The following is a 24664-nucleotide window of genomic DNA, read 5'->3' as shown; positions in this document are numbered from 1 at the left end:
GGTCGGTTATGGCTCGGCGTTGCAGCGGGGGTGTCTTCAGTGGGTCGCAGGGTGTCTTCCTTCAGAATCCTTGGGGTTCCGCTGCTGCTCGCGCTGATCTCGTGCGGGCAGCAGAAGCCGGACCAGGCGCCCTCGATGTTCGACGACCTGGCCAACCGGTCCCTGGCCGCGCCCGGCGACAATCGCTCGCGCTCCAATGTCGTCTCCTCGACCGGCCGCACCCAGCCGGTGCGCCAGGCCCAGGTCTATCCCGGCATCGACGCGGTGCCGGGCGATCCGGCGGCGATGGGCGCGCCGATCCAGGCGCAGCCCGGAGGCTACCAGGTCAACTTCAACAACGCCGACCTGGCCCAGGTGGTGCAGGCGGTGCTGGGCGACCTGCTGCATCAGCCCTACACCATCGATCCCAGGGTCACCGGCACGGTGACGCTGTCGACCCAGGGGCCGATCAAGCCCGACGACCTGGTGGCGATGCTGGAGACGGTGCTGCGCGCCACCGGCGCGGCGCTGGTGCAGGACGCCCGGGCCGGCTACCGCATCGTGCCGCTGGGCGAGGCGGTGTCCGGCCCCACCGTGCTGCAGCTCGGCAGCGACCCGAAGCCGCTGCCGGCCGGCTACGGCATCACCATCATCCCGCTGCGCAACGTCTCGGCCGAGACCATCGGCCCGCTGATCGCACCGGCGACCAATCCGGAGTTGGTGCGGGTCGACCCGACCCGCAACCTGGTGCTGATCTCGGGCACCAGCGCCGACCGGGCGGCGCTGGGCGCCACGGTCCAGTCCTTCGATGTCGACTGGCTGCGCGGCATGTCGTCGGGGATCTTCCCGCTGCAGCAGGCGCAGCCCGAGGCGGTGATCAAGGAGCTCAGCGCCGTATTCGGCGGCGCACCCGACCGCGGCCCGCTGAAGGGGCTGATCAACTTCATGCCGGTGGAGCGGCTGAACGCCGTGCTGGTGGTGTCCTCCCGCGTCGACAAGCTCAACGAGGCCGGGCGCTGGATCAAGCGGCTGGACCAGGGCGATTCCGACGAGGAGCGGGTCTACGTCTACATGGTGCAGAACGGCACCGCAGCGAACATGGCGCGGGTGCTGGGCCAAGCCTTCGGCAAGGTCGACGAGAGCGGGGCCTCGCCCTTCGATGACGAGCTCGGCTCGGACGTCGCCCGCGGCCTCGGCCTCAACACCAGCAGCAGCAACGACCAGGACAACGCCGGCGGCACCACGGGCAACGCCAACCAGCCCGCCTCCGGGCAGCCGGGCACCGGCACCACGTCGCAATTCGCGCCGATCGATTTCAACGCCCAGCAGAAGGAGGGCGATGCCTCGATCCTCGGACTGGCCGGCGCCCAGGCCGGCAAGGCGGCGGTGTTCAAGCTCGACAAACTGGGCGAGGTGCGGGTGGTGCCGGACCGGGACAAGAACGCGCTGCTGATCCGCGCCCGGCCGGCGGCGTTCCGGCTGATCGAATCGGCGCTGCGGGCGATCGACGCCAGCCCGCTGCAGGTGGTGATCGAGGCGACGATCGCCGAGGTGACGCTGAACGACCGGCTGCAATACGGCGTGCAGTACTATCTCGAATCCGGCAACTTCTCCGGCGGCTTCACCACCGGCACCCCGGCGAGCGGGCAGACGGTCGCGCCGCAGCCGACCGTGGGCAGCGGCCTGAACGTGGTGATCTCCGGCGCCGGTTCGCGGGTCGTCCTCAACGCGCTGTCCTCGATCACCAACGTCAAGGTGGTCTCGGCCCCGACCCTGTCGGTGCTGAACAACCAGACCGCGCGGCTGCAGGTCGGCAACCAGGTGCCGGTGCGGACGCAGCAGAGCCAGTCGACCGACGACGCCAATTCGCCGGTGATCAGCAACATCGAGTACAAGGACACCGGCGTGATCCTGAAGGTGACGCCGCGGATCAACTCCAACAGCGACGTCAGCATGGACGTGCAGCAGGAGGTCTCGAGCATCGTCGAGAACGCCGCCTCGTCCGAGGCCGACGCGCTGGCGCCGACGATCTCGACCCGCCGCATCGGCTCGATCGTATCGGTCGCCAACGGCCAGACCGTGGTGCTGGGCGGGCTGATCCAGGAGAACCAGCAGAACGGGCGCGGCGGCGTGCCGGTGCTGCAGGACATCCCGCTGCTCGGCAACCTGTTCTCCTCGACCAGCAGCAGTCGCGACCGGACCGAGCTGGTCGTGTTCATCACCCCGCGGGTGATCCGCAACGCCGCCGACGCCCAGGCGATCGCGGAGGAGCTGCGCTCGCGAATGCAGGCGCTGCGGCCGCGCACCGCCGGCGGGCAGCCGCGTCCGCTGCGACCATAGCGGCGTGACCCCGGTCCAGATCGGGCTGCTCGCCGTCTCGCCGATCGTCGGCAGCTTCCTCGCCGCCGCGGCGCATCGCCTGCCGGACGATGTCCGCGGCCTGCTGGTCGGCCGCTCGCGCTGCGACCATTGCCGGCAGCCGCTGGCACTGTGCGACCTGGTGCCGGTGCTCAGCTGGGTCGGCCTGCGCGGCCGCTGCCGCAGCTGCGGCGGCGTCATCGATCCGTCCCATCCGGTGATCGAGGTGGCGGCGATCGGCATCGCGCTTTTGGCGCTGGCCGACGATGCCGCCCTGATGCCCGGCACCTGCCTGCTCGGCTGGGGGCTGCTGCTGCTCGGCGCCATCGACCGTCGCACCGGGCTGTTGCCGGACATGCTGACCCTGCCGCTGATCCTGGCCGGGCTGTTGGTGGCCCTGTTCGAGCCGGGCGTCCCGCCGGCGGACCGGGCGATCGGTGCCGCCGTCGGCTATCTCCTCTTCGCCGGCCTCGCCGTCGCTTATCGCCGGCTGCGCGGCCGCGACGGGCTCGGCCTCGGCGACGCCAAGCTGCTGGCGGCCGGCGGCGCCTGGCTCGGCTGGCAGGCTCTGCCTTGGGTGGTTCTGGTCGGCGCCGGGGCGGCGCTGGTGGTCATCCTGGCCTCGGCCCGGGGGCAGCTGTCGCGGCACACGGCCATCGCCTTCGGCCCCTGGCTCGCCCTCGGCATCTGGGCGATGCGGCTGGTCGGGCCTGTCTGATACCAGTGGGCTTTGAGATCGGTTCTTCGCCCCCCCTGGTCATGGCGAGGAGCGCAGCGACGTGGCCATCCAGTGGGTGTGAGCTGCCCTGGATGGCCACCCCCTTCGGGGCTCGCCATGACGGCTCAATATTTTCGTGCCAGTCCAGGAGCCATCAAGGCCTTATGTCGATCACATCCTCCAGCTTGGCGATCTGGAAATCCGAGATCAGCACGTCGATCCGCGCGGTCCAGCGGCCCGGCACCGGGATGACCAGCCCGTCGACCCGCCAGCTGCCGTCGCCGGCCCTGGTCGCCTTGCGCCGGATCGGCTCGATTCCGGCGGCCGGGTTGGACAGCACCAGCGTCACCTCCTTCGCGTCCAGCGCCCCGAAATCGCCGGTCATCACTACGATCGATGCCGTGACGGGACCTGCCCGGCCGGGGGTGACGGTCAGGTCGGCCATCGCCGGCGCGGTGTGGATGTGGATCGCGGCCGGCCGGGACTCGGCCTCCGCCAAGGCGCGCGGCGGCGGGGTGAAGCGCCAGGTCGCGGCCGCGGCGAAGATCGCCAGCACCAGCGCCGTTTCGATCGCAACCGAGCGGGCCAGCCGCCGCACGGCCCGGCCGTCGCCGGCTTCGGCCGGGGCGGTGAGGCGCCAGCGGTTCAGCGCCGCCAGGCCGAACAGCGCCAGCAGCAGCGCCAGTTTGACCAGGAAGACGCAGCCATAGGCCGTGGTCCACAGCGCCGAGACATGGCCAAGCTGGACCACGGCCAGCAGGATGCCGGCCGCCGCCAACGGCAGGACGGCAACGGGGATCAGGGTCGAAAAGCGGCGCAGCGCCGCCGCGGCCTCCGGCCCGCCGGCGCGCAGATGCAGCCCCAGCGGCAGCAGCGCCCCGGCCCAGACGGCGATGCCGATGGCATGCAGGAAGACCGCCGACCGGGTCAGCAGCTGCGGCGCGGCGGCGCTGGCATGGCCGCTTGCCGCCAGTGCCGTCCCGGTCGCGACCAGGGCCAGCAGGGCGAGCGCCGCCGAGATCCGGCCGCGCCGTACCGCCAGCGCTGCGAGGCCGAGCGCCATGGCCAGGGCCGCCAAGGCGGCAGTGACGCCGTAGCTGGTGCCGCAGCCGGTGGCCCAGGCGATGGGCTGGCCGAGGCCCGCCAACGACAGGTCCAGCGCATCCAGCCCCTGCAGCCCGACCGAGACGGGCGCTGCCGCCAAGCCCAGCAGCATCAGCACGGCCGCCGTTTGGGCGGCGCCGCGCGGCAGGGGCGCGATCCAGGCGCGGAAGGCGGCGGCGCCGACGCCGAGAAACAGCGCGGCGTAGAGGGCGATCCGGACCAGCCAGATCGCGGCCTGCACCGGCCGGTCCGCCGTGTCGGCCGCCTGGGGCGGTGGTCCGGCGCCGGGCGCCCCGATCGAGAACACCACCGACCCGCCGACCGGGTGCCCGTCCTCCGACACCACGCGCCAGCTCAGCACATGGGTGCCGGAGCCGAGGCCGGGCGGCGCCGCGATCACCAGGGTCGCGTCCTCCAGCCGGGCATCGGTCAGCGTCACGGCGCTGCCGTCGGGCCGGATCAGCCGCAGCACCAGGGGCGATACCGGCTCGTTAAAGCTCAGGCGGAAGCTGCCGGGTGCCGTTCCCAGCACCGCATTCTCCGCCGGCTCGGCCTGGATCAGCGAGGCGTGCGCCAGCGCCGCCTGCGGGGCGAGGAGGAGGGTGAGCAGTAGAATCAGGCCGGCGACATAGCACTCCCATTGCCTCTCCCGCGGGGCGGGACGGTCTCGGAATAGCGCTGCTGCCTTTTGATCCTCCCCCTCCCGCAAGGGGAGGGGGAGGATGGAAGGTATGGCCGGTCCTGAAGCATCTCGTTTTGAAAACGTCTCCCGCGATCCCCGGGTCAAGCCCGAAGAGGAGGGGCAACGCAGTGTTCGAACGAGATCCGGTCTCTGCGGAGGCCGCACGTGTCACTTCTTCGGCAGCAGCTTAAGCCCCGGCGCCGGCGTCTCGTAGTCGTCGGCATCCTTGCCCTCGGCCGGGATCTCGATCCAGCGGTCGGTGCCGGTCTCGCAGTCCTGGACCAACGGGAAGTACAGATGCGCCCCGGGCTTCAGCCCGGCGGTCAGGTAGCCGCGGAAGACGAACTCGTCATAGAACTCGTCCGGCAGCCTGCCGCCGCTCCACACCACCTCGGTCACGCCCTCGCTGGTGGGAGTGCCGTAATAGTCGTAGGACGCGGCGTACTTGCCCTTCACCGTCTCCAGCGTCCAGCCGGGCTTCGGCATCGGCTTGACCGCGATCACCCCCTCGGGGATCTGGACGCGGATCTTCACGGTGGGCGAGCCCTCGCAGCCGTGCGGCACGCGCAGCACCGCCTTGTAGGTGGCGCCGACCGGCGCCTCCTGCGTCTCTAGCGTGACATGGGCGAAGGCCGGGGCGGTCGCGGCCAGCAGGGCCACGACGGGCAGGAAAGATTTCAGCATGACTAGCTCCAGTCGCCGGCTGGGCCGGCAATGGTGAATGGAAAGGGACTAGGTGCCGCTGATCAGGCGGCGTAATGCGGCCAGGCGTTCCGGCTCGGGCGTGCCATAGGCGATGGTGTCGGTGAAGCGACCCTCGGCATCCATCAGATAGACCATGGCCGAATGGTCCATGGTGTAGTCGCCGTCGCTGGTCGGCACCTTGCGCCAATACACCCGGTAGGATTTCGTCACGGCGGCGATCTCGTCCGGGCTGCCGGTCAGGCCGGTGATGCGACGGTCGAAGGACTGCAGGTACTGTTGCAGCATCTCCGGCCGGTCGCGCTCCGGGTCGACGGTGACGAACAGGACCTTCAGCCGGTCGGCGTCGGGGCCGAGCGTCGCCAGCGCCTGCGACATCTCCCACAGCGTGGTCGGGCAGACCTCCGGGCAATGGGTGAAGCCGAAGAACACGGCGAAGGGCCGGCCCTTCAGCTCGGCGTCGCTCAGCGTCGCCCCGGTCTGGTCGGTCAGCCGGAACGGGCCGCGCCCGGCAGCGCGCCGGACACCACCGGGCGGGTCGAAGGGTCCTTGGAATAGACCAGCAGGAAGCCGGCACCTCCCACCAGGATGGCGGCGACGGCCAGCAGCACTGGCACCAGGATGCGGATGCGCATCTCAATGCCCCGCCCCGGTCGACCCGATCGCCTGGACATCGAAGGTGACCGGGATGGTGCCGGCCTTCTCGAAGGTCATCGTGCCGGCGAAGCTCTCGCCCGCCTTCAGCGGCCGCTTCAGCTCCAGCAGCATCAGATGGTAGCCGCCGGGCGCCAGCGCGGCGCTGCCGTTGGCCGGCACCGGCACGCCGCCCTCGACCGGCCGCATGGTCATGATGCCGTCCTTAACGCCCATCTCGTGGATCTCGACCCGGCTGGCGACCTCGGCGGTGACCGAGACCAGCCGGTCCGGCTCGGATCCGTCGTTGCGGATCTCGGCATAGCCGCCGCCGACCTTCGCGGCCGGCGGCGTGGCCCGGGCCCAGGGGTGGACCACCTCGATCGGGCCGGATTTGAACTCGTGCGCGGCGGCCGGGCCGATAGTCAGCAGGGCCAGGGCGGCGGCGAGGACGGCAGAACGCAGTCGTGCCATCAGGGACATGGGATGTGCTCCGGGCTTGGCCGGGCGGCGCGTCTGTGGCGCCAGGCTCCGGCCGTGAACCGATTGGGCCCGCCGGCGGCGGACACGGCTGGATCACGCCTGGGCGGGAGGAGCTCGCGGATTGGCCGGAGAACGCTGCGGCGCGGTCGCGACCGGTGCCAATGGCAAGGGCGCGGGCTCGGTCCGGCCGGCCAGATGCGGCACCAGCAGCACGGCGACGAAGGCAGGCACCGGGGCGCCGCTGAACATGCTGCAGCCGGTGGTGCAGCAATCGGGCAGATGCGGATGGCCGGCCGGCTGGTCCGGAAGGACGGGCCCGGGCCCGTCATCCGTCTGGCAGAGGGCGGAGAGCGGGTCGAAGGCGGGCGCCGCGCTGGCGCCGATGGCGAGGCCGCCGAGGATGGCCTGGACGAACAGCAGATAGGCCGCGCCGAGCGCAACCCATGATGTCCGTCTCCGTGCCGACCTCATGCGCACGTGCCAATCCCCCTTCATTCCGGCCGGAATATCACGGCCGCGGCCGGGCGCAAACCCGGCCGCTCTGCGACATGGTGCCCGCGATCAGCTCTTGAAGCCACGGGCCAGCGCGTCGGCGCTGCGCGCCAGCAGGCCGAGATCGGTGCCGACCGCGACGAAACGGTAGCCCCAGTCGATATAGCGCCGGGCCTCGGCCTCGACCGAGGTCAGGATGCCGGCCGGCTTGCCGATCGCGGTCAGGCGCCGCACCGCGTCCTGGATCGCGGCCTGCACCTCCGGGTGCTGCGAGTTGCCGATATGGCCCAGCGAGGCCGACAGGTCGGACGGGCCGATGAACACGCCGTCGACGCCGTCGACCGAGGCGATCTCCTCGATCCGCGCCAGCGCCTCGCCGGTCTCGACCTGCAGCAGCACGCAGATCTCGGCATCGGCCGCCTTCAGGTAGTCTGCCACCCGGCCGTAATGGCTGCCGCGGCCGCTGGTGGTGATGCCGCGGATGCCGGCCGGCGGATAGCGACAGGCGGCCACGGCGCGGCGCGCCTCCTCGGCAGTCTGGACGAAGGGGATCAGCAGCGCCTGGGCGCCGATGTCGAGGATGCGCTTGATCATCACCGGGTCGTTCCAGGCCGGCCGCACGATGCCGGTGGCCGTGCCGCGCGCCGCGGCCTGAAGCTGGCTCAGCAGGCTCGGCAGCTCGTTCGGCGAATGCTCGGTGTCGAACAGGATCCAGTCGAAGCCGCTGTCGCCGATGATCTCGGCCACGATGTTGCTGCACAGGCTGCTCCACAGCCCGATCTGGGTCTGCCCGGCGGCCAGAGCCGCCTTGAACCGGTTGCGGTCGAGTTCCATCAATCGTCCTTTCGCTCAGGCCGCCCGCCGCGTCTCGCAGCGGCGAATCGCCGTGATGTCGCCCCGGAACTCGGCCCGGCCCTGCGCCGCCAGCTGGCGCAGCCGCCAGAAGCAGAAGGCGTCGGTGGCGAAGAAGCCGGTGATCGTGCCCATCGGCCGGCCGATCACGCAGGCGGCCGGCATCCAGTCGTCCTCGAGCGCCGCGAGGATCTCCTGGTCGTGCGCATCGATCGGGTGGGTGGTGATGGCGCCGTCCCGGTGGTGGCGCAGGCCGCCGCTGTCGGCGCGCAGCCGCTCCCACTCCGCGGCGAGCCGGGCGCGCCGCTCGGGCGCGACCGGCCGGGCCGTGGCGGCGGCGATGGTCTCGGGCGGAAGCATCGCCACCGCGGTCATGTCGCGGCGCCCGGCCCCGGGCAGCAGCTCCGGGCCGACCGCGACCTCCTCGGTCGCCGTCGCGGCGTCGCGCAGCGCCCACAGCGCCCGGCGCAGCGTCAGCTGCTCGGCGGCGCCGGTGCCGTGCCAGATCATGATCGTCTCCGCCGCATCCGGCAGGTCGCGCAGCGCCGCCGCCTCGGCCGCCAGCTGATCGACCAGGGCGCCGCTGCTTTCGATCGCCTCGCGGTCCTCCTCGGCCAGCAGCGCATGCCAGAAGGCGGCGCGGGCGTCGGGCCGGTCGCTGTCGACGTCGCCGAGCGGCCCGACCGCCAGGTCGTCGCGCAGGACCAGCACCGCCGACTCGGGCAGCCCCGCGCGGATCACCCCGGCGGCGCTGTCGCCACAGCACAGATGCAGCACGGGAACGGGCATCGCGAACTCCTCCGGATCGCGACTATAGCAACCCGATCGCGGCAGGACAGTGCGGCGCTACGATGCCACCGACTCGGCATCGCGCTCCGCGGCGGGCGGCGGGCGCAGCAGCGTCGCGCCCAGCAGCGCCGCCAGCGCGGCGAAGCAGGCCCCGGCCAGGAAGGCGGCCTGATAGCCGCCGACCAGCGCGGCAGGTGTCTCGGCGCCGCCGGCGAGCAGCCCGGCGGTGCGCGACGCCGCCAGGCTGGCCAGGATCGCCAGGCCCAGCGCCCCGCCCATCGTAAAGGCGGTGTTGACCATGCCGGAGGCGAGGCCGGATTCGGTAGGGGCCACCTCGCTCATCGCCGCCAGCAGCACCGGGTTCAGCGCCATGCCGCAGCCGAGGCCGAGCAGCAGCATGCCCGGCAGCACATGCAGCGTGAAGCGGCCCTCCACCGGGGCCCAGGCGAACAGCGCCAGCCCGGCTGCCGCCAGCAGCAGCCCGACCACGATCGGCAGGCGGATGCCGAAGCGCATCACCAGCTTCGCCGACAGGCCGAGCGAGAAGGCCGCCATGATCAGATTGGCCGGCAGGAAGGCCAGGCCGACCTCCATCGGGCCGTAACCCAGCACCTGCTGCATGTACAGGGCGGACAGGAAGAACCAGGCGAACAAGGCCGCCGCCCACAGCACGCCGACGACATTGGCGACGGCCAGGGTGCGCAGCCGGAACAGGCCGAGCGGCATCAGCGGCGCCGCCACCCGGGTCTCGATCGCCAGGAACGCCGCCAGCAGCACGGCGCCGCCGCCGAGCAGGCCGAGCGTGCGGGCCGAGGTCCAGCCGGCTTCGTTGCCGTTGACGATGGCATAGACCGCCAGGATCAACGCCCCGGTCACGGTGATCGCGCCGGCGATGTCGAGCCGCCCGTCCGCCGCCTCGTTGCGGGTCGCCGGCAACAGCACCAGCGACAGGGCGAAGACCGCGATGCCGATCGGCAGGTTGATCAGGAAGATCCAGTGCCAGCTCAGCGCCCCGGTCAGCAGCCCGCCCAGCAGCACGCCGATGCTGCCGCCGCCGGCGCAGACGAAGCCGTAGACGCCCATCGCCTTGGCCCGGTCCGCCGGCTCGCTGAACAGGTCCATGATCAGCGACAGCGCGACGGCGGAAACCACGGCGCCGCCCAGCCCCTGCACCGCCCGGGCGGCGACCAGGAAGGTCTGGCTCGGCGCCAGGCCACAGGCCAGCGATGCCAGGGTGAACACGGCGAGCCCGATCAGGAACAACCGGCGGTGGCCGAACAGGTCGCCCAGCCTGCCGCCCAGCAGCAGGAAGCCGCCGAAGATCAGCATGTAGCCGTTGACCACCCAGGCAAGGGTCGAGTCGTTGAAGCCGAGATCCGCCTTGATCGAAGGCAGCGCCACGTTCACCACGGTCGAGTCCAGCACGATCATCAGCACGCTGAGGCACAGCACGCCCAGCGCCAGCCAGCGCCCGGTTTGGGGCGCCGGGCGCGCCGACGCATGGCCGTCGACGGGGCGGTCCGTCATGGGCTTTCTCCCTTTCGCCGTGCCGCGCGGTCGGCTGATGGCCCGGGGGCGCAGCCATCGGCACCGGGACCGCCGGATCGGCGGCCATGTTTCTTAACTCATGGGTTTAGTCTAACGCCTCGGCAGGCCGGGGCAAGACCTCGATCCTAGCGTTCCGGCGTCAGGTCAGGCCCTCGTGGCGTAGCGCCAACTGTGTTGCCGGCCTCGCCTCCACCCGGTCGTAATAGGCCGGCAGCGGGTCGGGCAGCGGCAGGTTCAGCGCCTTGGCCCAGCGCAGCATGACGTAGAGATAGGCGTCGGCCACGCTCATCTCCCGGCCGAACAGATAGTCGCCGGGCAGCCGCTCGGCGAGATAGGCGAAGCGCTGCGCCGCCACCCCGTCGACGATCTCCTTCTCCTGGTCGCCGGTCGGGAAGATCGACCGGATCAGCAGCTTGTGCAGCTCGGCGGCGATGAAGCTCAGCATCTCGGCCAGCCGAACCCGCCCCAACTCGCCGCCAGGCGCGAGGTGGGGCGCGCGCTCGGCCACCCAGGTCAGGATCGCGGCGTTCTCGGTCAGCACCGTGCCGTCGTCCAGCACCAGTGCCGGGATGTAGCCCTTCGGGTTGACCTGGGTGAAGTCGTCACCCGATTCGGTCCGCCGGGTCGGGATGTCCACCTTGATCCGGTCGAACTCCAGCCCGGCCTCATGCAGGGCGATGTGGTCGGCCAGGCTGCAGGCGCCGGGGGCGAGATACAGCTTCATCGGGGTCTCCTCAGTGGGCCGCGCGGCGGCGCAGCATGGCGTCGAGCTTGTCCAGCAGCGAGCGCCAGCCGCCCTCGCGGATCTCCGGCTGGTCGCCGCCGTCGAGAAAGGCCGCCTGCTCGGTGAAGATCAGCCTCGTGCCTGTCCCGTCCGGCTGCAGCTCGACCGTGCTCAGCGAGGCCGAGATCCGCGTGTCGCCGCGGTCGATCGTGTAGCTGAACACGATGCGGCGGTCCGGCACGATGTCGGCGTAGCGGGTCTCGTTGCGGTAGACCGGGTCGCCGGCCGGGCCGAAGCGGCTGGTCTCGTGGCCGCCGATGCGGAAGTCGAATCGCGGCTCCACCAGCGCCCAGCCCTCGCCGGGCGCGCCCCAGACCAGCCGCGCGGCAGGGTCGGCCCAGGCCGTGAACACCCGGGCCGGCGGCGCATCGTAGCGGCGCTCGATGGTGAAGCTGCCATGCTGCACGGATCGTTCGCTCATGCGTTTTCTCCCGGCGCGGCCTTATTGCTTAAGCGATGACTTCAGTATCATGGGGACCGGGCGGAGGCAAGGCAGCGTGCCGGCGGTTTTGACCTGGATGGCAACGACGCGGTAGAAGCAGCCCCTCCCGGTTCCTCATCACAACATGTCCGGTCGTTCGATGATCTCCATCAGCCAGCGCATCGCCGACGAGCTCTCCGTGCGCGAGGCCCAGGTCGCGGCCACGATCGAGCTGCTCGACGGCGGCGCGACCGTTCCCTTCGTCGCCCGCTACCGCAAGGAGGCGACGGGCGGGCTGGACGACGCCCAGCTGCGCACGCTGGACGAGCGGCTGCGCTATCTGCGCGAGCTGGAGGAGCGCCGGAAGACGATCCTCGACAGCATCGCCGAGCAGGGCAAGCTGGACGACACGCTGCGCGCCCAGATCGAGGCGGCCGAGACCAAGGCCCGGCTCGAGGACATCTACCTGCCCTACAAGCCGAAGCGCCGGACCAAGGCGATGATCGCCCGCGAGGCGGGGCTGGAGCCGCTGGCCGACTCGCTGCTGGGCGATCCCACCCGCGACCCGCAGGAGGCCGCGGCCGCCTTCGTCGACGCCGAGAAGGGCGTGGCCGATGTCGCCGCGGCGCTGGACGGCGCCCGTTCGATCCTGGTCGAGCGCTTCGGCGAGGATGCCGACCTGATCGGCAGCCTGCGCGAGGAGGCGTGGACCCGCGGCCGGCTGCTGTCCAAGGTGCGCGAGGGCAAGCAGCAGGCGGGCGCCAAGTTCTCCGACTATTTCGACTATGCCGAGAAGCTGACCAAGCTGCCCTCGCACCGCATCCTGGCCCTGTTCCGGGGCGAGAAGGAGGAGGTGCTGTCGCTGACCCTCGAGCCGGAGGAGGCGCCTGCGGACAGGGCCCCCGGCCTGTATGAGCAGCGCATCGCCAACCGCTTCGGCATCCTCGCCCAGGGCCGGCCGGGCGATGCCTGGCTGGTCGAGACGGTGCGCTGGGCCTGGCGCACCAAGATCCTGGTCCATCTCGACATCGACCTCCGGCTGCGCCTGTGGCAGGCGGCGGAGGAGGAGTCGGTCAAGGTCTTCGCCGGCAATCTGCGCGACCTGCTGCTGGCAGCGCCGGCCGGCACCCGCGCCACCATGGGCCTCGACCCCGGCTTCCGCACCGGGGTGAAGGTCGCCGTGGTCGATGCTACCGGCAAGGTCGTCGCCACCACCGCGATCTTCCCGCATGAGCCGCAGAAGCGCTGGGACGAGTCGATCGCCACCCTGGCCGAGCTTGCCAAGGCCCATGCCGTCGACCTGGTCGCCATCGGCAACGGCACGGCGTCGCGCGAGACCGACAAGCTGGCCGCCGAGCTGATGAAGCGGCACCCGGAGCTGACGCTGACCAAGGCGGTGGTGTCGGAGGCCGGGGCCTCGGTCTACTCCGCCTCGGCCTTCGCCTCGCAGGAGCTGCCGGAGCTCGACGTGTCGCTGCGCGGCGCGGTGTCGATCGCCCGCCGGCTGCAGGACCCGCTGGCGGAGCTGGTGAAGATCGACCCGAAGTCGATCGGCGTCGGCCAGTACCAGCACGACCTCAGCGAGACCAAGCTGTCGCGCTCGCTCGACGCCGTGGTCGAGGATTGCGTGAACGCGGTCGGGGTCGACCTCAACACCGCCTCGGCGCCGCTCCTGGCCCGGGTCTCCGGCGTCGGCGAGGGGCTGGCGCAGAACATCGTGCAGCATCGCGACGCCAACGGCCCGTTCCGCATCCGCGCGGCGCTGAAGGACGTGCCGCGGCTCGGGCCCAAGGCGTTCGAGCAATGCGCCGGCTTCCTGCGCATCCCGAACGGCGACGACCCGCTCGACGCCTCGGGCGTGCACCCCGAGGCCTATCCGGTGGTGCGCCGGATCATCGAGGCGACGGGCGGCGAGATCAAGGCGCTGATCGGCAACAGCGCCACCCTGCGCGGGCTGGAGCCCGAACGCTTCATCGACGACAGCTTCGGCGTGCCGACGGTGACCGACATCCTGCGCGAGCTGGAGAAGCCGGGCCGCGATCCGCGTCCGGCCTTCAAGACCGCGACCTTCAAGGAGGGTGTCGAGAAGCTGAGCGACCTGCAGCCCGGCATGGTGCTGGAGGGCGTGGTCACCAACGTCGCGGCCTTCGGCGCCTTCGTCGACATCGGCGTGCACCAGGACGGGCTGGTGCACATCTCGGCGATGTCGAAGACCTTCGTGAAGGACCCGCGCACGGTGGCCAAGCCGGGCGACGTGGTGAAGGTCAAGGTGCTGGAGGTCGACCCGCAGCGGAAGCGCATCGGCCTGACCATGCGGCTCGACGACGACGGCCAGGCGCGGCCGCCGCGCCGCGAGGGCGCTCCGGGCGGGCGGCAGGAGGGGCGCGCCGAGGGCCGCCGGGACGAGCGGCCGCGGCATCAGCAACAGGCTCGGTCCGGACAGCCGGGCCAGGGCGGCCAGGGCCAGGGCGGCCAGGGTCAGGGCGCGCAGAATCAGGGGGGACAGGGCCGCGATGGCCGAGGCCACAGCGGCCAGGGCCAGCCGCGGCACGGTCGCCCGGGCCAGGACGGCGGTTCGCAGCGTCCGCCCCAGGCGAAGCCGCAGCACCAGGCCCCGCAGAAGCCCCGCGCACCGGCGCCCGAGCCGGACGGCGCCATGGCCGAAGCCCTGCGCCGCGCCGGGCTGGTGAAGAGCAAGTAGAGCTAGGGGCCGATCCACCGACCCGGCCGGTCATCTCGTGTTGCCTCTCCCGCCTGGCGGGAGAGGCCGGGCTCGCGCAGCGAGACCGGGTGAGGGCGGGCACCGGCCTCGACAAAAGAACCCTCACCCGGAGCCGCTTCGCGTCTCCGACCTCTCCCGCAAGCGGGAGAGGCTACGCGTGGGCTCCTACCCCTGCCAGCGCCGGAACAGCACGCTGGCGTTGACGCCGCCGAAGCCGAAGCCGTTCGACAGCGCGTGCTCGATCCGGCCGGGCCGGGCCTCCAGCGCCACCAGGTCGATGCCGGCGGCGTCCGGGTCGGGGTTCTCCAGGTTCAGCGTCGGTGGCATGATCTGGTCGCGCAGCGCCAGCACGGTGAAGATCGCCTCCAGCCCGCCGGCCGCGCCCAGCAGGTGGCCCGTTGCCGATTTGGTGGCGCTGACCGCCACCGTCCCGTTGGTGCCGAACAGCGCCTTGATCGCCGCCATCTCGCCCTTGTCGCCGACCGGGGTGGAGGTGGCGTGGGCGTTCAGGTGCTGCACGTCGCCGGACTCGATCTCGCCCTGCGCCAGGGCGATCTCCATCGCCCGGCGGGCGCCGTCGCCATCCTCGGGACCCGCGGTCATGTGATAGGCGTCGGCGGTGGTGCCATAGCCGATCAGCTCGGCGATCGGCGTGGCGCCGCGGGCCAGCGCGTGGTCCAGCGCCTCGATCACCATCAGCCCGGCGCCCTCGCCCATGACGAAGCCGTCGCGGGCCTGGTCGAAGGGGCGGGAGGCACGCTCCGGCGTCTCGGTGAAGCCGGTCGACAGGGCCCGGGCGGCGGCGAAGCCGCCCAGACTGACCCGGTCGATGCAGGCCTCGGTGCCGCCGCACAGCGCCACGTCGGCCTCGCCGGCGCGGATCAGCCGGGCGGCGTCGCCGATGCCCTGCACCCCGGCGGCGCAGGCCGTGACCGGCGCGCCCAACGGTCCCTTGAAGCCATGGCGGATCGAAACCTGGCCGGCGGCCAGGTTGACCAGGAAGGCCGGCACGGTGAAGGGCGACAGCCGGCGCGCGCCCTTCTGGTCGACCGTCCGAACCGTCTCGACGATGTAGGGAAAGCCGCCGACGCCCGAGGCGATCACGGTGGCGGTGCGCTGCCGCGCCCGGTCGTCCGCCGGCCGCCAGCCGGACTGGGCCACCGCCTCCTCCGCCGCCGCCATGGCGAACTGGATGAAGCGGTCCATCTTCTTCTGGTCCTTCGGCGGCACTGCCACGTCCGGGTCGAAGCCGGCCTCGGGGTCCTCGGCGATCGACGGCACCACGCCGGCAACCTTGGCGGCGAGGTCCGGCACCATCTCCTCGGGCAGGCGGCGCAGGCCGGACCGTCCGGCCAGCAGCCGGCGCCAGCTCGCCTCGACACCATTGGCCAGGGGCGACACTGCGCCCATTCCGGTGACGACTATGCGGCGCATCTCAGTCTCTCCTCAGGCCGGGACGGTGGTGCCGCCGCGGCGGTTCCGACGGGCCGCGCCGGCCTGGCGGTCCAGAAGCCCGGCGAGCCGGTCCCGGTAGGCGGGCCGGGCATCGGGCCCCGGGCGGAACTCCGCCGTCTCCTGGGTGATCGGCGTGCCGCTGCACCGGTCGATCAGGACCGGGTCCATCGGCTGGCCGTCGGCGCGGCCGGCAACCTGCACCAGCACCTTGCCGCCGGTGGCGTGCCGGCCGCCCCAGGCGCCCAGCGCCGCCAGCACCGGGAACACGTCGCGGCCGGCTGCGGTCAGCCGGTACTCGTGGCGCAGCGGCCGCTGCGAATAGGCGTGGCGCTCCAGCAGGCCGGCCTCGGCCAGGCGCTTCAGCCGCCGCGCCAGCATGTTCGGGGCGATGCCCAGGCTCTGCTGGAACTCGTCGAAGCGGGTCAGGCCGATGAAGGCGTCGCGCAGGATCAGCAGGCTCCACCACTCCCCCAGCGCGTCGAGGGAGCGAGCGATCGGGCAGTCCATGCCGGCAAAGCTGGTGCGCTGCATGGCCGAAGGGGTAGCGCAGTCGCTTGCATCATGCAAGCGATGCGAGACGAGGCCGGTGCCCTCAGGGCGGAGGGAACCGAACCAGCGCCCCCAGCAGCGCCTTGTTGAAGGCCTCCGGCGACTGGATCTGCGGCGCGTGGCCTTCGCCGGGGAAGCGGATCAGGTTGGCGCCGGGTATGCGCTTGGCGGCGCTGCGGCTCAGCTCGGCATAGTTGCCGAGGCGTTGCGCCACCTCCGGCGGGGCCAGCGCCTTGCCGATCGCGGTGGTGTCGCGCTCGCCGATCATCAGCACGGTCGGGGCGCGGATATGCTCCAGCTCGTAGACCACCGGCTGATTGAACACCATGTCCGAGGTCAGCGCCTGGTCCCAGGCCACCTGCCGGCCACCCTCGCCCTGGTACATGCCGGCCAGCATCTGCACCCAGCGGTCGTAGTCCGGACGCCACTCGCCGGCATAGTAGGTGGCTTGCTGATAGGCCTTGATGCTGTCGGCATTGGTCTTCAGCTCGCCGTCGAACCACTGGTCGACGGTCTGCTGCGGCACGCCCGCGGCCCTCCAGTCCTCCAGGCCGATCGGGTTCACCAGCACCAGGCCGGACAGCGCGTCCGGAAAGGCCAGGGCATAGCGCATCGCCAGCATGCCGCCCATGGAATGGCCCATTACCACCGGGCGCTGGATGCCCAGGCTGTCGAGCAGCGCCTTGGTGTTGGCGGCCAGCTGGTGCAGCCCGAACTGGTAGGCCTGCGGCTTGGTCGATTTGCAGAAGCCGATCTGGTCCGGCGCGACGACGCGGTAGCCGGCCTGCAGCAAGGGGCGCATCATTCCTTCCCAACTGGCGCCGCAGAAGTTCTTGCCGTGCAGCAGCACCACGGTGCGGCCGTTCGGCTTGTCCGGCTGCACGTCCATATAGGCCATCGACAGATCCTGGCCCTGGGAGCTGAAGTCAAAGCGCTGGACCGGGAAGGGATAGTCGAAATCCGCCAGCATCGGGTCGGCCAAGGCGGCCGGGGCGGCGGCGAGGGCGGCGAGCAGGGCGGCGGCCAGGGTCAGGCGTCGGATCATCTCTCTCCTCGAGGCGGCCGGATCGGTGCTGCCGGGTTAACGTCCAGCGGCCGCAGACGGCGCCGGGCGGATCGTCGCGGCCGGACTCAGTTCCTTGGTGTCGGTCCGGTGTAGAAGTCCGGCCAGTGGCGGCGAGCATGCTCGCCATCGGCGGCGAAAACGTGGCAGCTGTCCAGCAGCACCGGCCGCTGCTTCGGGCCGGCCTCGGCCGCGCGCTCGCGCGACAGGATCGGGAACACGGTCTGGAACGCCGTGGTCGCCATCGGCCCCAGCAGCTCGACCAGATGGGTGCAGCCCTTGGCGCCGCCCAGCCGCTCCTTCACCGCTTGGGTGAAGCCGGGGCGGATGCGCAGCCCCACCAGCGCCTGGAAGGCTGGAGCGATCTCCGGGCACAGGGCATAGGGGCCGTGCTCGGTCTCCGCCTCGACCGCGACGATGGTCAGGCCGTCGTCCACGGTCACCCGAAGCCGCATCTGGTGCAGCGGCTCGCCGGGCGTGATGGTGCCGCGGAACTCGTTGCGGAACTCGTAGTGCTTAGTGTCGACCAGATGGCCCTCGATGTCCCACAGCCCGTCGGCGCGGCGGAAGCCGTCGCAGGTGACGCGGCGGGTGTGGATCGGCTCGCGCGCGGCGGGGGCGGAGAGGGGCATGGGTTCAGCTCGCTTCGGGCTCGACTTCGGCCGGCGGGGTGACGCGCACCGCGGTGATCTGGTTGCGCTGCCGCCGCAGGATCTCGAAGCGGAAGCCGTGGAAGGTGAAGGCTTGGCCGACCTCCGGCAGGTGCCGCGCCTCGTGCAGCACCAGCCCGGCGATGGTCGACGCCTCGTCGTCCGGCAGCCGCCATTCGAAGCGGCGGTTCAGGTCGCGGATGGTGACCGTGCCGTCGATCAGGAAGCTGCCATTGGCCTGCGGGCGGACGCCGGCCACCGGCAGGTCGTGCTCGTCGACGATGTCGCCGACGATCTCCTCCAGGATGTCCTCCAGCGTCACCACGCCCTGCAGGCCGCCATATTCATCGACCACGATGGCGAAATGCTCGCGCCGGGTGCGGAAGGCGTGCAGCTGGTCCAGCAGGCTGGTCGAATCCGGGATGAACCAGGGCTTGGTCGCGATGCGGCGGATGTCCACCCGGTCCGGGTGGCCGCCGGCCGCCTGCAGCGCCCGCAGCACGTCCTTGGCGTGCAGCACGCCGACGATGTTCTCCAGGCCGCCCTGGCACAGCGGCATGCGGGTGTGCGGGCTGTTCAGCATCGCCGTCACCACCTCGGGCGGTGTCAGCTCGGCGTCGATCGCCTGGACGCTGCGGCGGTGGGTCATGATCTCCGCCACCGAGACGTCGCCGAGGTCGAGGATCGAGCGCAGCATCTGCCGCTCCTGCGCCACCTCGGCCTCGCTGCCGCGATGCAGCTCGATGGCGCCGCGCAGCTCGTCGACATAATCGGCCAGCCCGACCCGGTGCGGGTCGGCGCCGAACAGCCGCAGCACCCCGCGCACCAGCCAGTTGACCAGCCGCACCACCGGACCCAGCAGCCAGACGATGTTCTTGACCGCGGGGGCGATGCCCAGCGCCGCGCGGTCGGCATGGTTGATGGCGTAGGTCTTCGGCAGCACCTCGCTGAAGATCAGGATCAGCGCCGTCATCACCACCGTGGCCACCGGCACCGCCGGCGCCCCGAGCACCGAGACCAGCAGGCTGGTGGCCAGCGAGGAGGCCAGGATGTTGACCAGCGTGTTGCCCAGCAGCAGGGCGCCGATCAGCCGCTCCTTCTGCTCGCGCAGCCGGTTGACGATGCCGGCCCGCTGCAGCCCATGCGTCTCCAGCTGGTGCATCCGCGCCCGGCTGGCTGCGGTCAGCGCCGTCTCCGACCCGGAAAAGAAGGCCGAGGCCGCGAGCAGGACGACGATCCCGGCGAGGTGGAGCAGGAGGACGAGATCGTCGGACATGGCGGGTTCAGGCGGCGATGGCGTCGGCCAGCACCGCGGCGACCGGGTCGGCCGGCACCTCGCTGGTGACGAAGGCCTGGCCGATGCCGCGCACCAGGATAAAGGTCATGCGGCCGTCCCGTACCTTCTTGTCGCGGGTCATGTGGTGCAGCAGGGCGCCGACCGACCAGGGCCGGTCGCGGGCCGGGCGGGTCGGCAGGCCGACTGCCTCCAGATGCCGGGCCAGCCGGTCGCGATCGGCGGCCGGGCACAGGCCCAGGCGGACGGACAGGTCGAAGGCCATGACCATGCCGATCGCCACCGCCTCGCCATGCAGCAGCGCGTCGCCATAGCCGGTCTCTGCCTCCAGCGCATGGCCGAAGGTGTGGCCGAGGTTGAGCAGGGCGCGCCGCGCCGCTTCGCGCTCGTCCTCGCCGACGATCTCGGCCTTCATCTCGCAGCTGCGCTTCACGGCCTTGATCATCGCATCGCCATCGCCGGCCAGCAGCTTCGGCCCGTTCTCCTCCAGCCAGGCGAAGAAGCCGGCGTCGCCCAGCGCGCCGTATTTTGCCACCTCGGCATAACCGGCGCGCAGCTCCCGCGCCGGCAAGGTGGCCAACAGCGCGGTGTCGGCCAGTACCAGCAGCGGCTGGTGGAAGGCGCCGATCAGGTTTTTGCCGTGCTTGCTGTTGACCCCGGTCTTGCCGCCGACCGAGCTGTCGACCTGGGCCAGCAGCGTGGTCGGGATCTGCACGAAGTCCAGGCCGCGCAGCGCCGTCGCCGCGGCGAAGCCGGCGAGGTCGCCGACCACGCCGCCGCCGAGGGCGACCAGCAGCGTGCCGCGCTCGATCCCCAGCGCCAGGATCCGGTCCAGCAGCTCGGCCAGCACGGTCATCGACTTGGTCGCCTCGCCCGGCGGCACGGTCAGGGTCTCGGCCGTGATCCCGGCCGCGGCCAGCGACGCCTCCAGCGCCGCGCCGTGCAGCCCGGCCACCCGGGCGTCGGCGATCACGATCACCCGCTTGCCGCGGCCCAGCGCGGCGATGCGTTGCCCGGCCTCGGCCAGGGCGCCGGGACCGATGACGATGTCGTAGCTGCGCGGGCCCAGCCCGACGCGGATGGTCTCTCGTGTCATCTCAGGGATTCAATCTGCCTGCCCCGCATGGGCTGTTTCGGTCGCGGCGGCCTCGGCCGCCAGATGGGCGTCGATCATGGCCAGCACCCGATCGACGGTCTCCTCGACCGGGCCGTCGCGGCTTTCCACCGTCATGTCGGCCAGGGCGTAGATGGGATGGCGGCGCTCCATCAGCCCCTCCAGCACCGCCTTCGGGTCGCCCTGGCGCAGCAGCGGCCGGTTGCCGCGCTTGGCGGTGCGCGCCGCCAGCACCGCCAGCTCCGCCTTCAGCCACACCGACAGGCCGTGCTCGGCGATCACCGCCCGGGTCTGCGGGTCCATGAAGGCGCCGCCGCCGGTCGACAGCACCTGCACCGGATCGTGCATCAGCCGGGCGATCACCCGCCGCTCCAGGTCGCGGAAGGCGGGCTCGCCATAGCGCTCGAAGATGTCCGGGATGGTGCAGCCGGCCGCCGCCTCGATCTCGTGGTCGGCATCGATGAAGCTTAAGCCCAGCCGCGCGGCCACGCGCTTGCCCACCGCGGTCTTGCCGGCACCCATCAGGCCGACCAGAACGAGGGTGCGGGGCAAGGGACGGTGCAGCGTGGTGATCATCGATCCTCTTCCGGGGCCCGATCCTAACGTCTCGAGCGAGCGTGGCTGGCGGGGCGAGGCGATTTGCCGCCGCCCTCCCGACCGCCTAAGATAGGGTTGCGCCGGGCCCGCCGCATCTGCTTTCTCCAGCCCAGGCCCGCGCATCGGCCTGAATTCACACCTGTCAGGGGTCCGTCTTGTCCCGTCGTCGTTCGAAGTCGCGCTTTTCGCAGAGTTCCGGTGGCGGCGGGGGCGGCGGCCTCGGCCGGGTGCTGGCGATCGCCGTGCTGCTGGTCATCGTCGGCGGCGGGGTCGCGCTCGCGGTGATCGACTTCCGGCCGCCGACCCAGACGGTCGAGAAGGTGATCCCGAACGACAAGTTTAAATAGCGCGGTGGCCGAGGCCGCAGCCCCGAAGCGCCGGCGGGGCCGGCCGCCGGCGCCGCGGCTGCTGCCCCCGCTCGCGGTCGAGGCCTTCCTCGACATGCTGGTGGCCGAGCGCGGCGCCGCCGCCAACACCCGCGAGGCCTATGGCCGCGACCTGCTCGACCTGAACCGCTTCCTCGAGGCCCGCGGCGGCGCCGTCGACCAAGCCGTGACCGAGGATCTGCGTGCCTATCTTGGCGACCTGGCGCGGCGCGAAGGCACCAAGGGCGGCGGCACGGCCGCTCGCACCGCGACCCGCCGCCTGTCGGCGATGCGGCAGTTCTATCGCTTCCTGGTGTCGGAGGGTCGGCGGCAGGACGATCCCTCCGCCGCGCTCGATTCCCCCACGCTCGGCCGGCCACTGCCGAAGCTGCTGTCGGAGGCCGAGGTCGAGGGCCTGATCGGCGCCATCTCGGGCCTGTTCGCCGATCCGGAACGGCTGGCCGAGGGGCTGCGCCTGTTGGCCCTGCTCGAGATCCTCTATGGCGGGGGCTTGCGGGTGTCCGAGCTGGTCGGGCTGCCGCTCTCGGCCCTGTTGCGGGACGGGCAGGCGCTGATCGTCCGCGGCAAGGGCGACAAGGAGCGGCTGGTGCCGTTGTCGGAGCCCGCGCGAGACGCCATCGCCGCGTATCTGCCGCATCGCGGCGTGTTCTTCGTCAAGGGCCGCGACCGCGGCTTCCTGTTCCCGTCGCTCACCGCCCGCGGCGGCTGCCTGACCCGGCAGCGATTCGGCCAGTTGCTGAAGGACCTGGCGGTCGAGGCGGGGATCGAGCCCAGCCGGGTCAGCCCCCACGTGCTGCGCCACGCCTTCGCCACCCATCTGCTGTCGCACGGTGCCGATCTGCGCTCGGTCCAGACCATGCTCGGCCATGCCGATATCGCCACGACCCAGATCTACACCCATGTACTGGGCGACCGGCTGCAGAGCCTGGTGGCATCGGCCCATCCGCTGGCCAAGTTCAAGCGGCCTTAGCCGGAGATCCGGCGAAGCTCCACAGCCGATTCGCCAGGAAGCCCCAGAACAGGACGATCAGCGTGGTCACGGCCTGGGCCGGCAGATAGGGCGTCCCGAGCTGGCCGACCAGCGCCGCCATCAGCAGGCCGGTCCAGGCGAAGCCGCCGGCGGCGACCAGGGCGAATCGCCAGCCCGCCTCGCGGTGCGGCCGGCCGCCGGCGAAGGTCAGCCGCCGGTTGAGCGTATAGGAGACGAGGCCGCCGGCGAGATAGCCGGCCAGCGTCGCCGGCAGCGGTGCGGCGCCGCCCGATTCGACCAGCCCGGCCAGCACGGCATAGTGCATGGCGGTCGCAGCCAGCCCGACCACCGCATAACGGGCAAACTGGCGGTGTATGGCGGGAAATGACAGGACCGGCATGCGGCCTGTCCTGGCACAGCCGCCGCCCGGCGTCATATGTCATCGCCGTAAGCATTTGCGTTGACAGCAAGGCCCGGTTGCGGTTTCGCTGTTGCCGCTGAATCCTCTTGGAACGGACGACGTGACCTTCCTGCCCCCGACGCCGCGACGACGACGCCGACTGCCCGCCCTTCGCGGCGCGGCGGCCTGAGGCGTTCCGGGGTGCCTGCGACACCATGATGCGGGCAGGACGGAAGCCGGTCGGCGCGCGAACCGACGCTCTCCGTTCCAAGGATCCTTCTCCAGTGTATCTCCTGAAGACCGAACGGCCGCGGGATGCGGCCGAAGTCGACGCCCTGCTCGACCTCGCCTTCGGCCCGAACCGGCAGACCAAGGTCTCCTACCGTTACCGCGACGGCATCGCGCCGGTGCGCGGCCTGTGCTTCGTGGTGCGCGAGGACGGCCGGCCCAGCGGCCGCATCCTCGGCTCGATCCGCTACTGGCCGATGCTGGTCGAACCGGGCCTGCCGACGCTGCTGCTCGGGCCGCTCGCGGTGCGGCCGGAGCTGCGCGGCGCCGGCGTCGGTGCGGCGCTGATGCGCGGCAGCATGAAGCGGGCCGCCGATATGGGCCACCGCATGGTGCTGCTGGTCGGCGACCTTGCCTACTACGCCCGCTTCGGCTTCCAGCCGGCCGCCACGCTCGGCTTCGCGATGCCGGACGAGCAGCCGCACCGGCTGCTGGTGGCGGAGCTGCGGCTCGGCGCGCTGGAGGATGGGCCGGGCGGCACCCTGCTGCGGGCAGACGCCACGGTCAGCCCTGCACAGATTTCGGTCTCAATGCGCGCGGCCCTGTGTTAGACAGCCCCCCGATCCCGAGGGCCAGTCTCAACGCGGTATGAAGACCTTTCTCGAATTCGAAAAGCCGATCGCCGAGATCGAAGGCAAGATCGAGGAGCTTCGGCACATCACCGACGCCGGCGAACTCAACATCGCCGACGAGGTCTCCCGGCTTCAGACCAAAGTCGACAAGCTGCTGCGCGACACCTATCGCGGGCTGACGCCGGCGCAGAAGGTGCAGGTCGCGCGGCATCCGAATCGGCCGCATGCGCTGGACTATATCCAGGCGCTGGTCACCGAGTTCCAGCCTCTGGCGGGCGACCGTGCCTTCGCCGAGGATCGCGCCATCATCGGCGGGCTCGGGCAGTTCCAGGGCCGCTCGGTCGTCGTGCTCGGGCAGGAGAAGGGCAACGACACCGAAAGCCGCATCCGGCACAATTTCGGCATGGCCAAGCCCGAGGGCTACCGCAAGGCGCAGCGCCTGCTCGACCTGGCCGACCGCTTCCATCTGCCGGTGATCACCTTCGTCGACACCGCCGGCGCCTATCCCGGCGTGGCGTCGGAGGAGCGCGGCGTGGCCGAGGCCATCGCCAAGTCGATCGAATCCTGCCTCAAGGTGCAGGTGCCGCTGGTCTCGGTGGTGATCGGCGAGGGCGGATCGGGCGGCGCCATCGGCATCGCCGTGGCCGACCGGGTGCTGATGCTGGAGCACTCGATCTATTCGGTGATCTCGCCGGAAGGCTGCGCCTCGATCCTGTGGCGCAGCAGCGCGCAGAGCCAGGAGGCCGCGGCGGCGCTGAAGCTGACGGCGCAGGACCTGAAGCAGCTCGGCGTCATCGACGGCGTGATCGAGGAACCGGTCGGCGGTGCCCACCGCTTCCCGGACGAGGCGTTCCGCGCCGTCGGCGATGCGATCGGGTCGGCGCTGGCCGGGCTGGTCGACCTCGACGGCAAGACCCTGCGCAGCAAGCGGCGCGAGAAGTTCCTGGCGATCGGCCAGAATCTGGGCTGAGCGGCCGGCGCCACCCCCTCACCCGAAATCGCTGACGCGATTTCGACCTCTCCCCAAGGAGAGGTGTCGGAGCCGCGGCCCGAGTTTCC

General features: G+C 71.5%; 26 protein-coding genes. 7 read left to right on the top strand and 19 right to left on the bottom strand.

What is annotated here, in order from left to right; genetic code table 11:
- Positions 1-51: 51 nt before the first annotated feature.
- Entirely contained in the window at positions 52-2319 is a 2268-nt protein-coding gene (gene gspD, locus QFZ27_RS03685; RefSeq protein WP_429224735.1) for a type II secretion system secretin GspD, read from the top strand.
- A gap of 4 nt (positions 2320-2323) precedes the next feature.
- A complete protein-coding gene (locus QFZ27_RS03680; RefSeq protein WP_429224734.1) occupies positions 2324-3055 on the top strand; it encodes a prepilin peptidase in 732 nt (243 codons plus the stop codon).
- 154 nt (positions 3056-3209) lie between these two features.
- Here QFZ27_RS03680 and QFZ27_RS03675 read toward each other — a convergent pair whose 3' ends face one another.
- The 11 genes from QFZ27_RS03675 to QFZ27_RS03625 all read right to left on the bottom strand — a co-directional run bounded on the left by QFZ27_RS03675 (position 3210) and on the right by QFZ27_RS03625 (position 11545).
- Positions 3210-5006 (bottom strand): copper resistance CopC/CopD family protein, encoded by a 1797-nt coding sequence (locus QFZ27_RS03675; RefSeq protein ID WP_429224733.1) that lies wholly within the window; start codon positions 5004-5006, stop codon positions 3210-3212.
- A 3-nt stretch (positions 5007-5009) separates the two neighbouring features.
- Entirely contained in the window at positions 5010-5525 is a 516-nt protein-coding gene (locus QFZ27_RS03670; RefSeq protein ID WP_429224732.1) for a YcnI family copper-binding membrane protein, read from the bottom strand.
- Positions 5526-5573: 48 nt separating this feature from the next.
- Positions 5574-5996 (bottom strand): SCO family protein, encoded by a 423-nt coding sequence (locus tag QFZ27_RS03665; RefSeq protein ID WP_429232413.1) that lies wholly within the window; start codon positions 5994-5996, stop codon positions 5574-5576.
- Positions 5997-6031: 35 nt separating this feature from the next.
- On the bottom strand, positions 6032-6178 hold the full coding sequence (locus QFZ27_RS03660; protein WP_429224731.1) for a hypothetical protein: 147 nt from the start codon (positions 6176-6178) through the stop codon (positions 6032-6034).
- A 1-nt stretch (position 6179) separates the two neighbouring features.
- A complete protein-coding gene (locus QFZ27_RS03655; RefSeq protein WP_429224730.1) occupies positions 6180-6659 on the bottom strand; it encodes a copper chaperone PCu(A)C in 480 nt (159 codons plus the stop codon).
- A 93-nt stretch (positions 6660-6752) separates the two neighbouring features.
- A complete protein-coding gene (locus QFZ27_RS03650) occupies positions 6753-7136 on the bottom strand; it encodes a hypothetical protein (RefSeq protein ID WP_429224729.1) in 384 nt (127 codons plus the stop codon).
- Between the two features lie 84 nt (positions 7137-7220).
- Complete coding sequence (locus tag QFZ27_RS03645; protein ID WP_429224728.1) at positions 7221-7985, bottom strand: HpcH/HpaI aldolase family protein; 765 nt, start codon at positions 7983-7985, stop codon at positions 7221-7223.
- Between the two features lie 15 nt (positions 7986-8000).
- Positions 8001-8792 (bottom strand): DUF1835 domain-containing protein, encoded by a 792-nt coding sequence (locus tag QFZ27_RS03640; protein WP_429224727.1) that lies wholly within the window; start codon positions 8790-8792, stop codon positions 8001-8003.
- A gap of 57 nt (positions 8793-8849) precedes the next feature.
- Positions 8850-10319 carry a DHA2 family efflux MFS transporter permease subunit gene (locus tag QFZ27_RS03635; RefSeq protein ID WP_429224726.1) on the bottom strand — a complete coding sequence of 490 codons (1470 nt, stop codon included), beginning with the start codon at positions 10317-10319 and terminating at the stop codon, positions 8850-8852.
- Between the two features lie 160 nt (positions 10320-10479).
- Positions 10480-11064, bottom strand: a complete 585-nt coding sequence (locus tag QFZ27_RS03630) for a glutathione S-transferase N-terminal domain-containing protein (RefSeq protein ID WP_429224725.1) — start codon at positions 11062-11064, stop codon at positions 10480-10482.
- A 10-nt stretch (positions 11065-11074) separates the two neighbouring features.
- Positions 11075-11545, bottom strand: coding sequence for an SRPBCC family protein (locus QFZ27_RS03625; RefSeq protein ID WP_429224724.1), 471 nt, complete (start codon positions 11543-11545; stop codon positions 11075-11077).
- Positions 11546-11705: 160 nt separating this feature from the next.
- On the opposite strand from QFZ27_RS03625, the gene QFZ27_RS03620 reads away from it, so the two are divergent.
- On the top strand, positions 11706-14246 hold the full coding sequence (locus QFZ27_RS03620) for a Tex family protein (RefSeq protein ID WP_429224723.1): 2541 nt from the start codon (positions 11706-11708) through the stop codon (positions 14244-14246).
- 186 nt (positions 14247-14432) lie between these two features.
- Here the strand turns inward: QFZ27_RS03620 and fabF are convergent, their stop codons facing one another.
- The 7 genes from fabF to QFZ27_RS03585 all read right to left on the bottom strand — a co-directional run bounded on the left by fabF (position 14433) and on the right by QFZ27_RS03585 (position 20968).
- On the bottom strand, positions 14433-15701 hold the full coding sequence (fabF, locus tag QFZ27_RS03615) for a beta-ketoacyl-ACP synthase II (protein WP_429224722.1): 1269 nt from the start codon (positions 15699-15701) through the stop codon (positions 14433-14435).
- Between the two features lie 12 nt (positions 15702-15713).
- The gene (locus QFZ27_RS03610) at positions 15714-16253 is read right to left on the bottom strand and encodes a winged helix-turn-helix transcriptional regulator (RefSeq protein WP_429224721.1); all 540 of its coding nucleotides are present in this window, start codon (positions 16251-16253) and stop codon (positions 15714-15716) included.
- Positions 16254-16314: 61 nt separating this feature from the next.
- Positions 16315-17316 carry an alpha/beta fold hydrolase gene (locus QFZ27_RS03605; RefSeq protein WP_429224719.1) on the bottom strand — a complete coding sequence of 334 codons (1002 nt, stop codon included), beginning with the start codon at positions 17314-17316 and terminating at the stop codon, positions 16315-16317.
- A gap of 86 nt (positions 17317-17402) precedes the next feature.
- Positions 17403-17966 carry a DUF2889 domain-containing protein gene (locus QFZ27_RS03600; RefSeq protein ID WP_429224718.1) on the bottom strand — a complete coding sequence of 188 codons (564 nt, stop codon included), beginning with the start codon at positions 17964-17966 and terminating at the stop codon, positions 17403-17405.
- 4 nt (positions 17967-17970) lie between these two features.
- A complete protein-coding gene (locus QFZ27_RS03595) occupies positions 17971-19260 on the bottom strand; it encodes an HlyC/CorC family transporter (RefSeq protein WP_429224717.1) in 1290 nt (429 codons plus the stop codon).
- A 7-nt stretch (positions 19261-19267) separates the two neighbouring features.
- Positions 19268-20374 carry a 3-dehydroquinate synthase gene (gene aroB / locus QFZ27_RS03590; protein WP_429224716.1) on the bottom strand — a complete coding sequence of 369 codons (1107 nt, stop codon included), beginning with the start codon at positions 20372-20374 and terminating at the stop codon, positions 19268-19270.
- A gap of 9 nt (positions 20375-20383) precedes the next feature.
- The gene (locus tag QFZ27_RS03585) at positions 20384-20968 is read right to left on the bottom strand and encodes a shikimate kinase (protein ID WP_429224715.1); all 585 of its coding nucleotides are present in this window, start codon (positions 20966-20968) and stop codon (positions 20384-20386) included.
- Between the two features lie 176 nt (positions 20969-21144).
- Between QFZ27_RS03585 and QFZ27_RS03580 the strand changes: the two genes are divergently transcribed.
- Together QFZ27_RS03580 and QFZ27_RS03575 are read left to right on the top strand one after the other, a co-directional pair.
- Positions 21145-21336 (top strand): hypothetical protein, encoded by a 192-nt coding sequence (locus tag QFZ27_RS03580; RefSeq protein WP_429224714.1) that lies wholly within the window; start codon positions 21145-21147, stop codon positions 21334-21336.
- Positions 21337-21340: 4 nt separating this feature from the next.
- Entirely contained in the window at positions 21341-22345 is a 1005-nt protein-coding gene (locus tag QFZ27_RS03575; RefSeq protein ID WP_429224713.1) for a site-specific tyrosine recombinase XerD, read from the top strand.
- Here the strand turns inward: QFZ27_RS03575 and QFZ27_RS03570 are convergent.
- The gene (locus tag QFZ27_RS03570; RefSeq protein WP_429224712.1) at positions 22332-22745 is read right to left on the bottom strand and encodes a GtrA family protein; all 414 of its coding nucleotides are present in this window, start codon (positions 22743-22745) and stop codon (positions 22332-22334) included. The two genes, QFZ27_RS03575 and QFZ27_RS03570, sit on opposite strands and share 14 nt — an antisense overlap.
- Positions 22746-23029: 284 nt before the next feature.
- On the opposite strand from QFZ27_RS03570, the gene QFZ27_RS03565 reads away from it, so the two are divergent.
- Together QFZ27_RS03565 and QFZ27_RS03560 are read left to right on the top strand one after the other, a co-directional pair.
- Positions 23030-23584 carry a GNAT family N-acetyltransferase gene (locus QFZ27_RS03565; protein WP_429224711.1) on the top strand — a complete coding sequence of 185 codons (555 nt, stop codon included), beginning with the start codon at positions 23030-23032 and terminating at the stop codon, positions 23582-23584.
- Positions 23585-23621: 37 nt separating this feature from the next.
- Positions 23622-24575 carry an acetyl-CoA carboxylase carboxyltransferase subunit alpha gene (locus QFZ27_RS03560; protein WP_429224710.1) on the top strand — a complete coding sequence of 318 codons (954 nt, stop codon included), beginning with the start codon at positions 23622-23624 and terminating at the stop codon, positions 24573-24575.
- Positions 24576-24664: the final 89 nt, after the last annotated feature.

Origin of the sequence: Inquilinus ginsengisoli (assembly GCF_050434925.1) — a bacterium.
GTDB lineage: Bacteria > Pseudomonadota > Alphaproteobacteria > DSM-16000 > Inquilinaceae > Inquilinus > Inquilinus ginsengisoli_B.
This window is presented reverse-complemented; position numbering and strand designations above follow the sequence as displayed.

Bases quoted from the DNA above. Each gene is read 5' to 3' on its own strand.
- QFZ27_RS03595 (WP_429224717.1), bottom strand. From the start codon at position 19,260: ATGTCCGACGATCTCGTCCTCCTGCTCCACCTCGCCGGGATCGTCGTC.
- QFZ27_RS03610 (WP_429224721.1), bottom strand. From the start codon at position 16,253: ATGCAGCGCACCAGCTTTGCCGGCATGGACTGCCCGATCGCTCGCTCC.
- QFZ27_RS03645 (WP_429224728.1), bottom strand. From the start codon at position 7,985: ATGGAACTCGACCGCAACCGGTTCAAGGCGGCTCTGGCCGCCGGGCAG.
- QFZ27_RS03620 (WP_429224723.1), top strand. From the start codon at position 11,706: ATGATCTCCATCAGCCAGCGCATCGCCGACGAGCTCTCCGTGCGCGAG.
- QFZ27_RS03600 (WP_429224718.1), bottom strand. From the start codon at position 17,966: ATGCCCCTCTCCGCCCCCGCCGCGCGCGAGCCGATCCACACCCGCCGC.
- QFZ27_RS03640 (WP_429224727.1), bottom strand. From the start codon at position 8,792: ATGCCCGTTCCCGTGCTGCATCTGTGCTGTGGCGACAGCGCCGCCGGG.
- QFZ27_RS03655 (WP_429224730.1), bottom strand. From the start codon at position 6,659: ATGTCCCTGATGGCACGACTGCGTTCTGCCGTCCTCGCCGCCGCCCTG.
- QFZ27_RS03660 (WP_429224731.1), bottom strand. From the start codon at position 6,178: ATGCGCATCCGCATCCTGGTGCCAGTGCTGCTGGCCGTCGCCGCCATC.
- aroB (WP_429224716.1), bottom strand. From the start codon at position 20,374: ATGACACGAGAGACCATCCGCGTCGGGCTGGGCCCGCGCAGCTACGAC.
- QFZ27_RS03560 (WP_429224710.1), top strand. From the start codon at position 23,622: ATGAAGACCTTTCTCGAATTCGAAAAGCCGATCGCCGAGATCGAAGGC.
- QFZ27_RS03630 (WP_429224725.1), bottom strand. From the start codon at position 11,064: ATGAAGCTGTATCTCGCCCCCGGCGCCTGCAGCCTGGCCGACCACATC.
- QFZ27_RS03625 (WP_429224724.1), bottom strand. From the start codon at position 11,545: ATGAGCGAACGATCCGTGCAGCATGGCAGCTTCACCATCGAGCGCCGC.
- fabF (WP_429224722.1), bottom strand. From the start codon at position 15,701: ATGCGCCGCATAGTCGTCACCGGAATGGGCGCAGTGTCGCCCCTGGCC.
- QFZ27_RS03605 (WP_429224719.1), bottom strand. From the start codon at position 17,316: ATGATCCGACGCCTGACCCTGGCCGCCGCCCTGCTCGCCGCCCTCGCC.
- QFZ27_RS03570 (WP_429224712.1), bottom strand. From the start codon at position 22,745: ATGCCGGTCCTGTCATTTCCCGCCATACACCGCCAGTTTGCCCGTTAT.
- QFZ27_RS03585 (WP_429224715.1), bottom strand. From the start codon at position 20,968: ATGATCACCACGCTGCACCGTCCCTTGCCCCGCACCCTCGTTCTGGTC.
- QFZ27_RS03635 (WP_429224726.1), bottom strand. From the start codon at position 10,319: ATGACGGACCGCCCCGTCGACGGCCATGCGTCGGCGCGCCCGGCGCCC.
- QFZ27_RS03670 (WP_429224732.1), bottom strand. From the start codon at position 5,525: ATGCTGAAATCTTTCCTGCCCGTCGTGGCCCTGCTGGCCGCGACCGCC.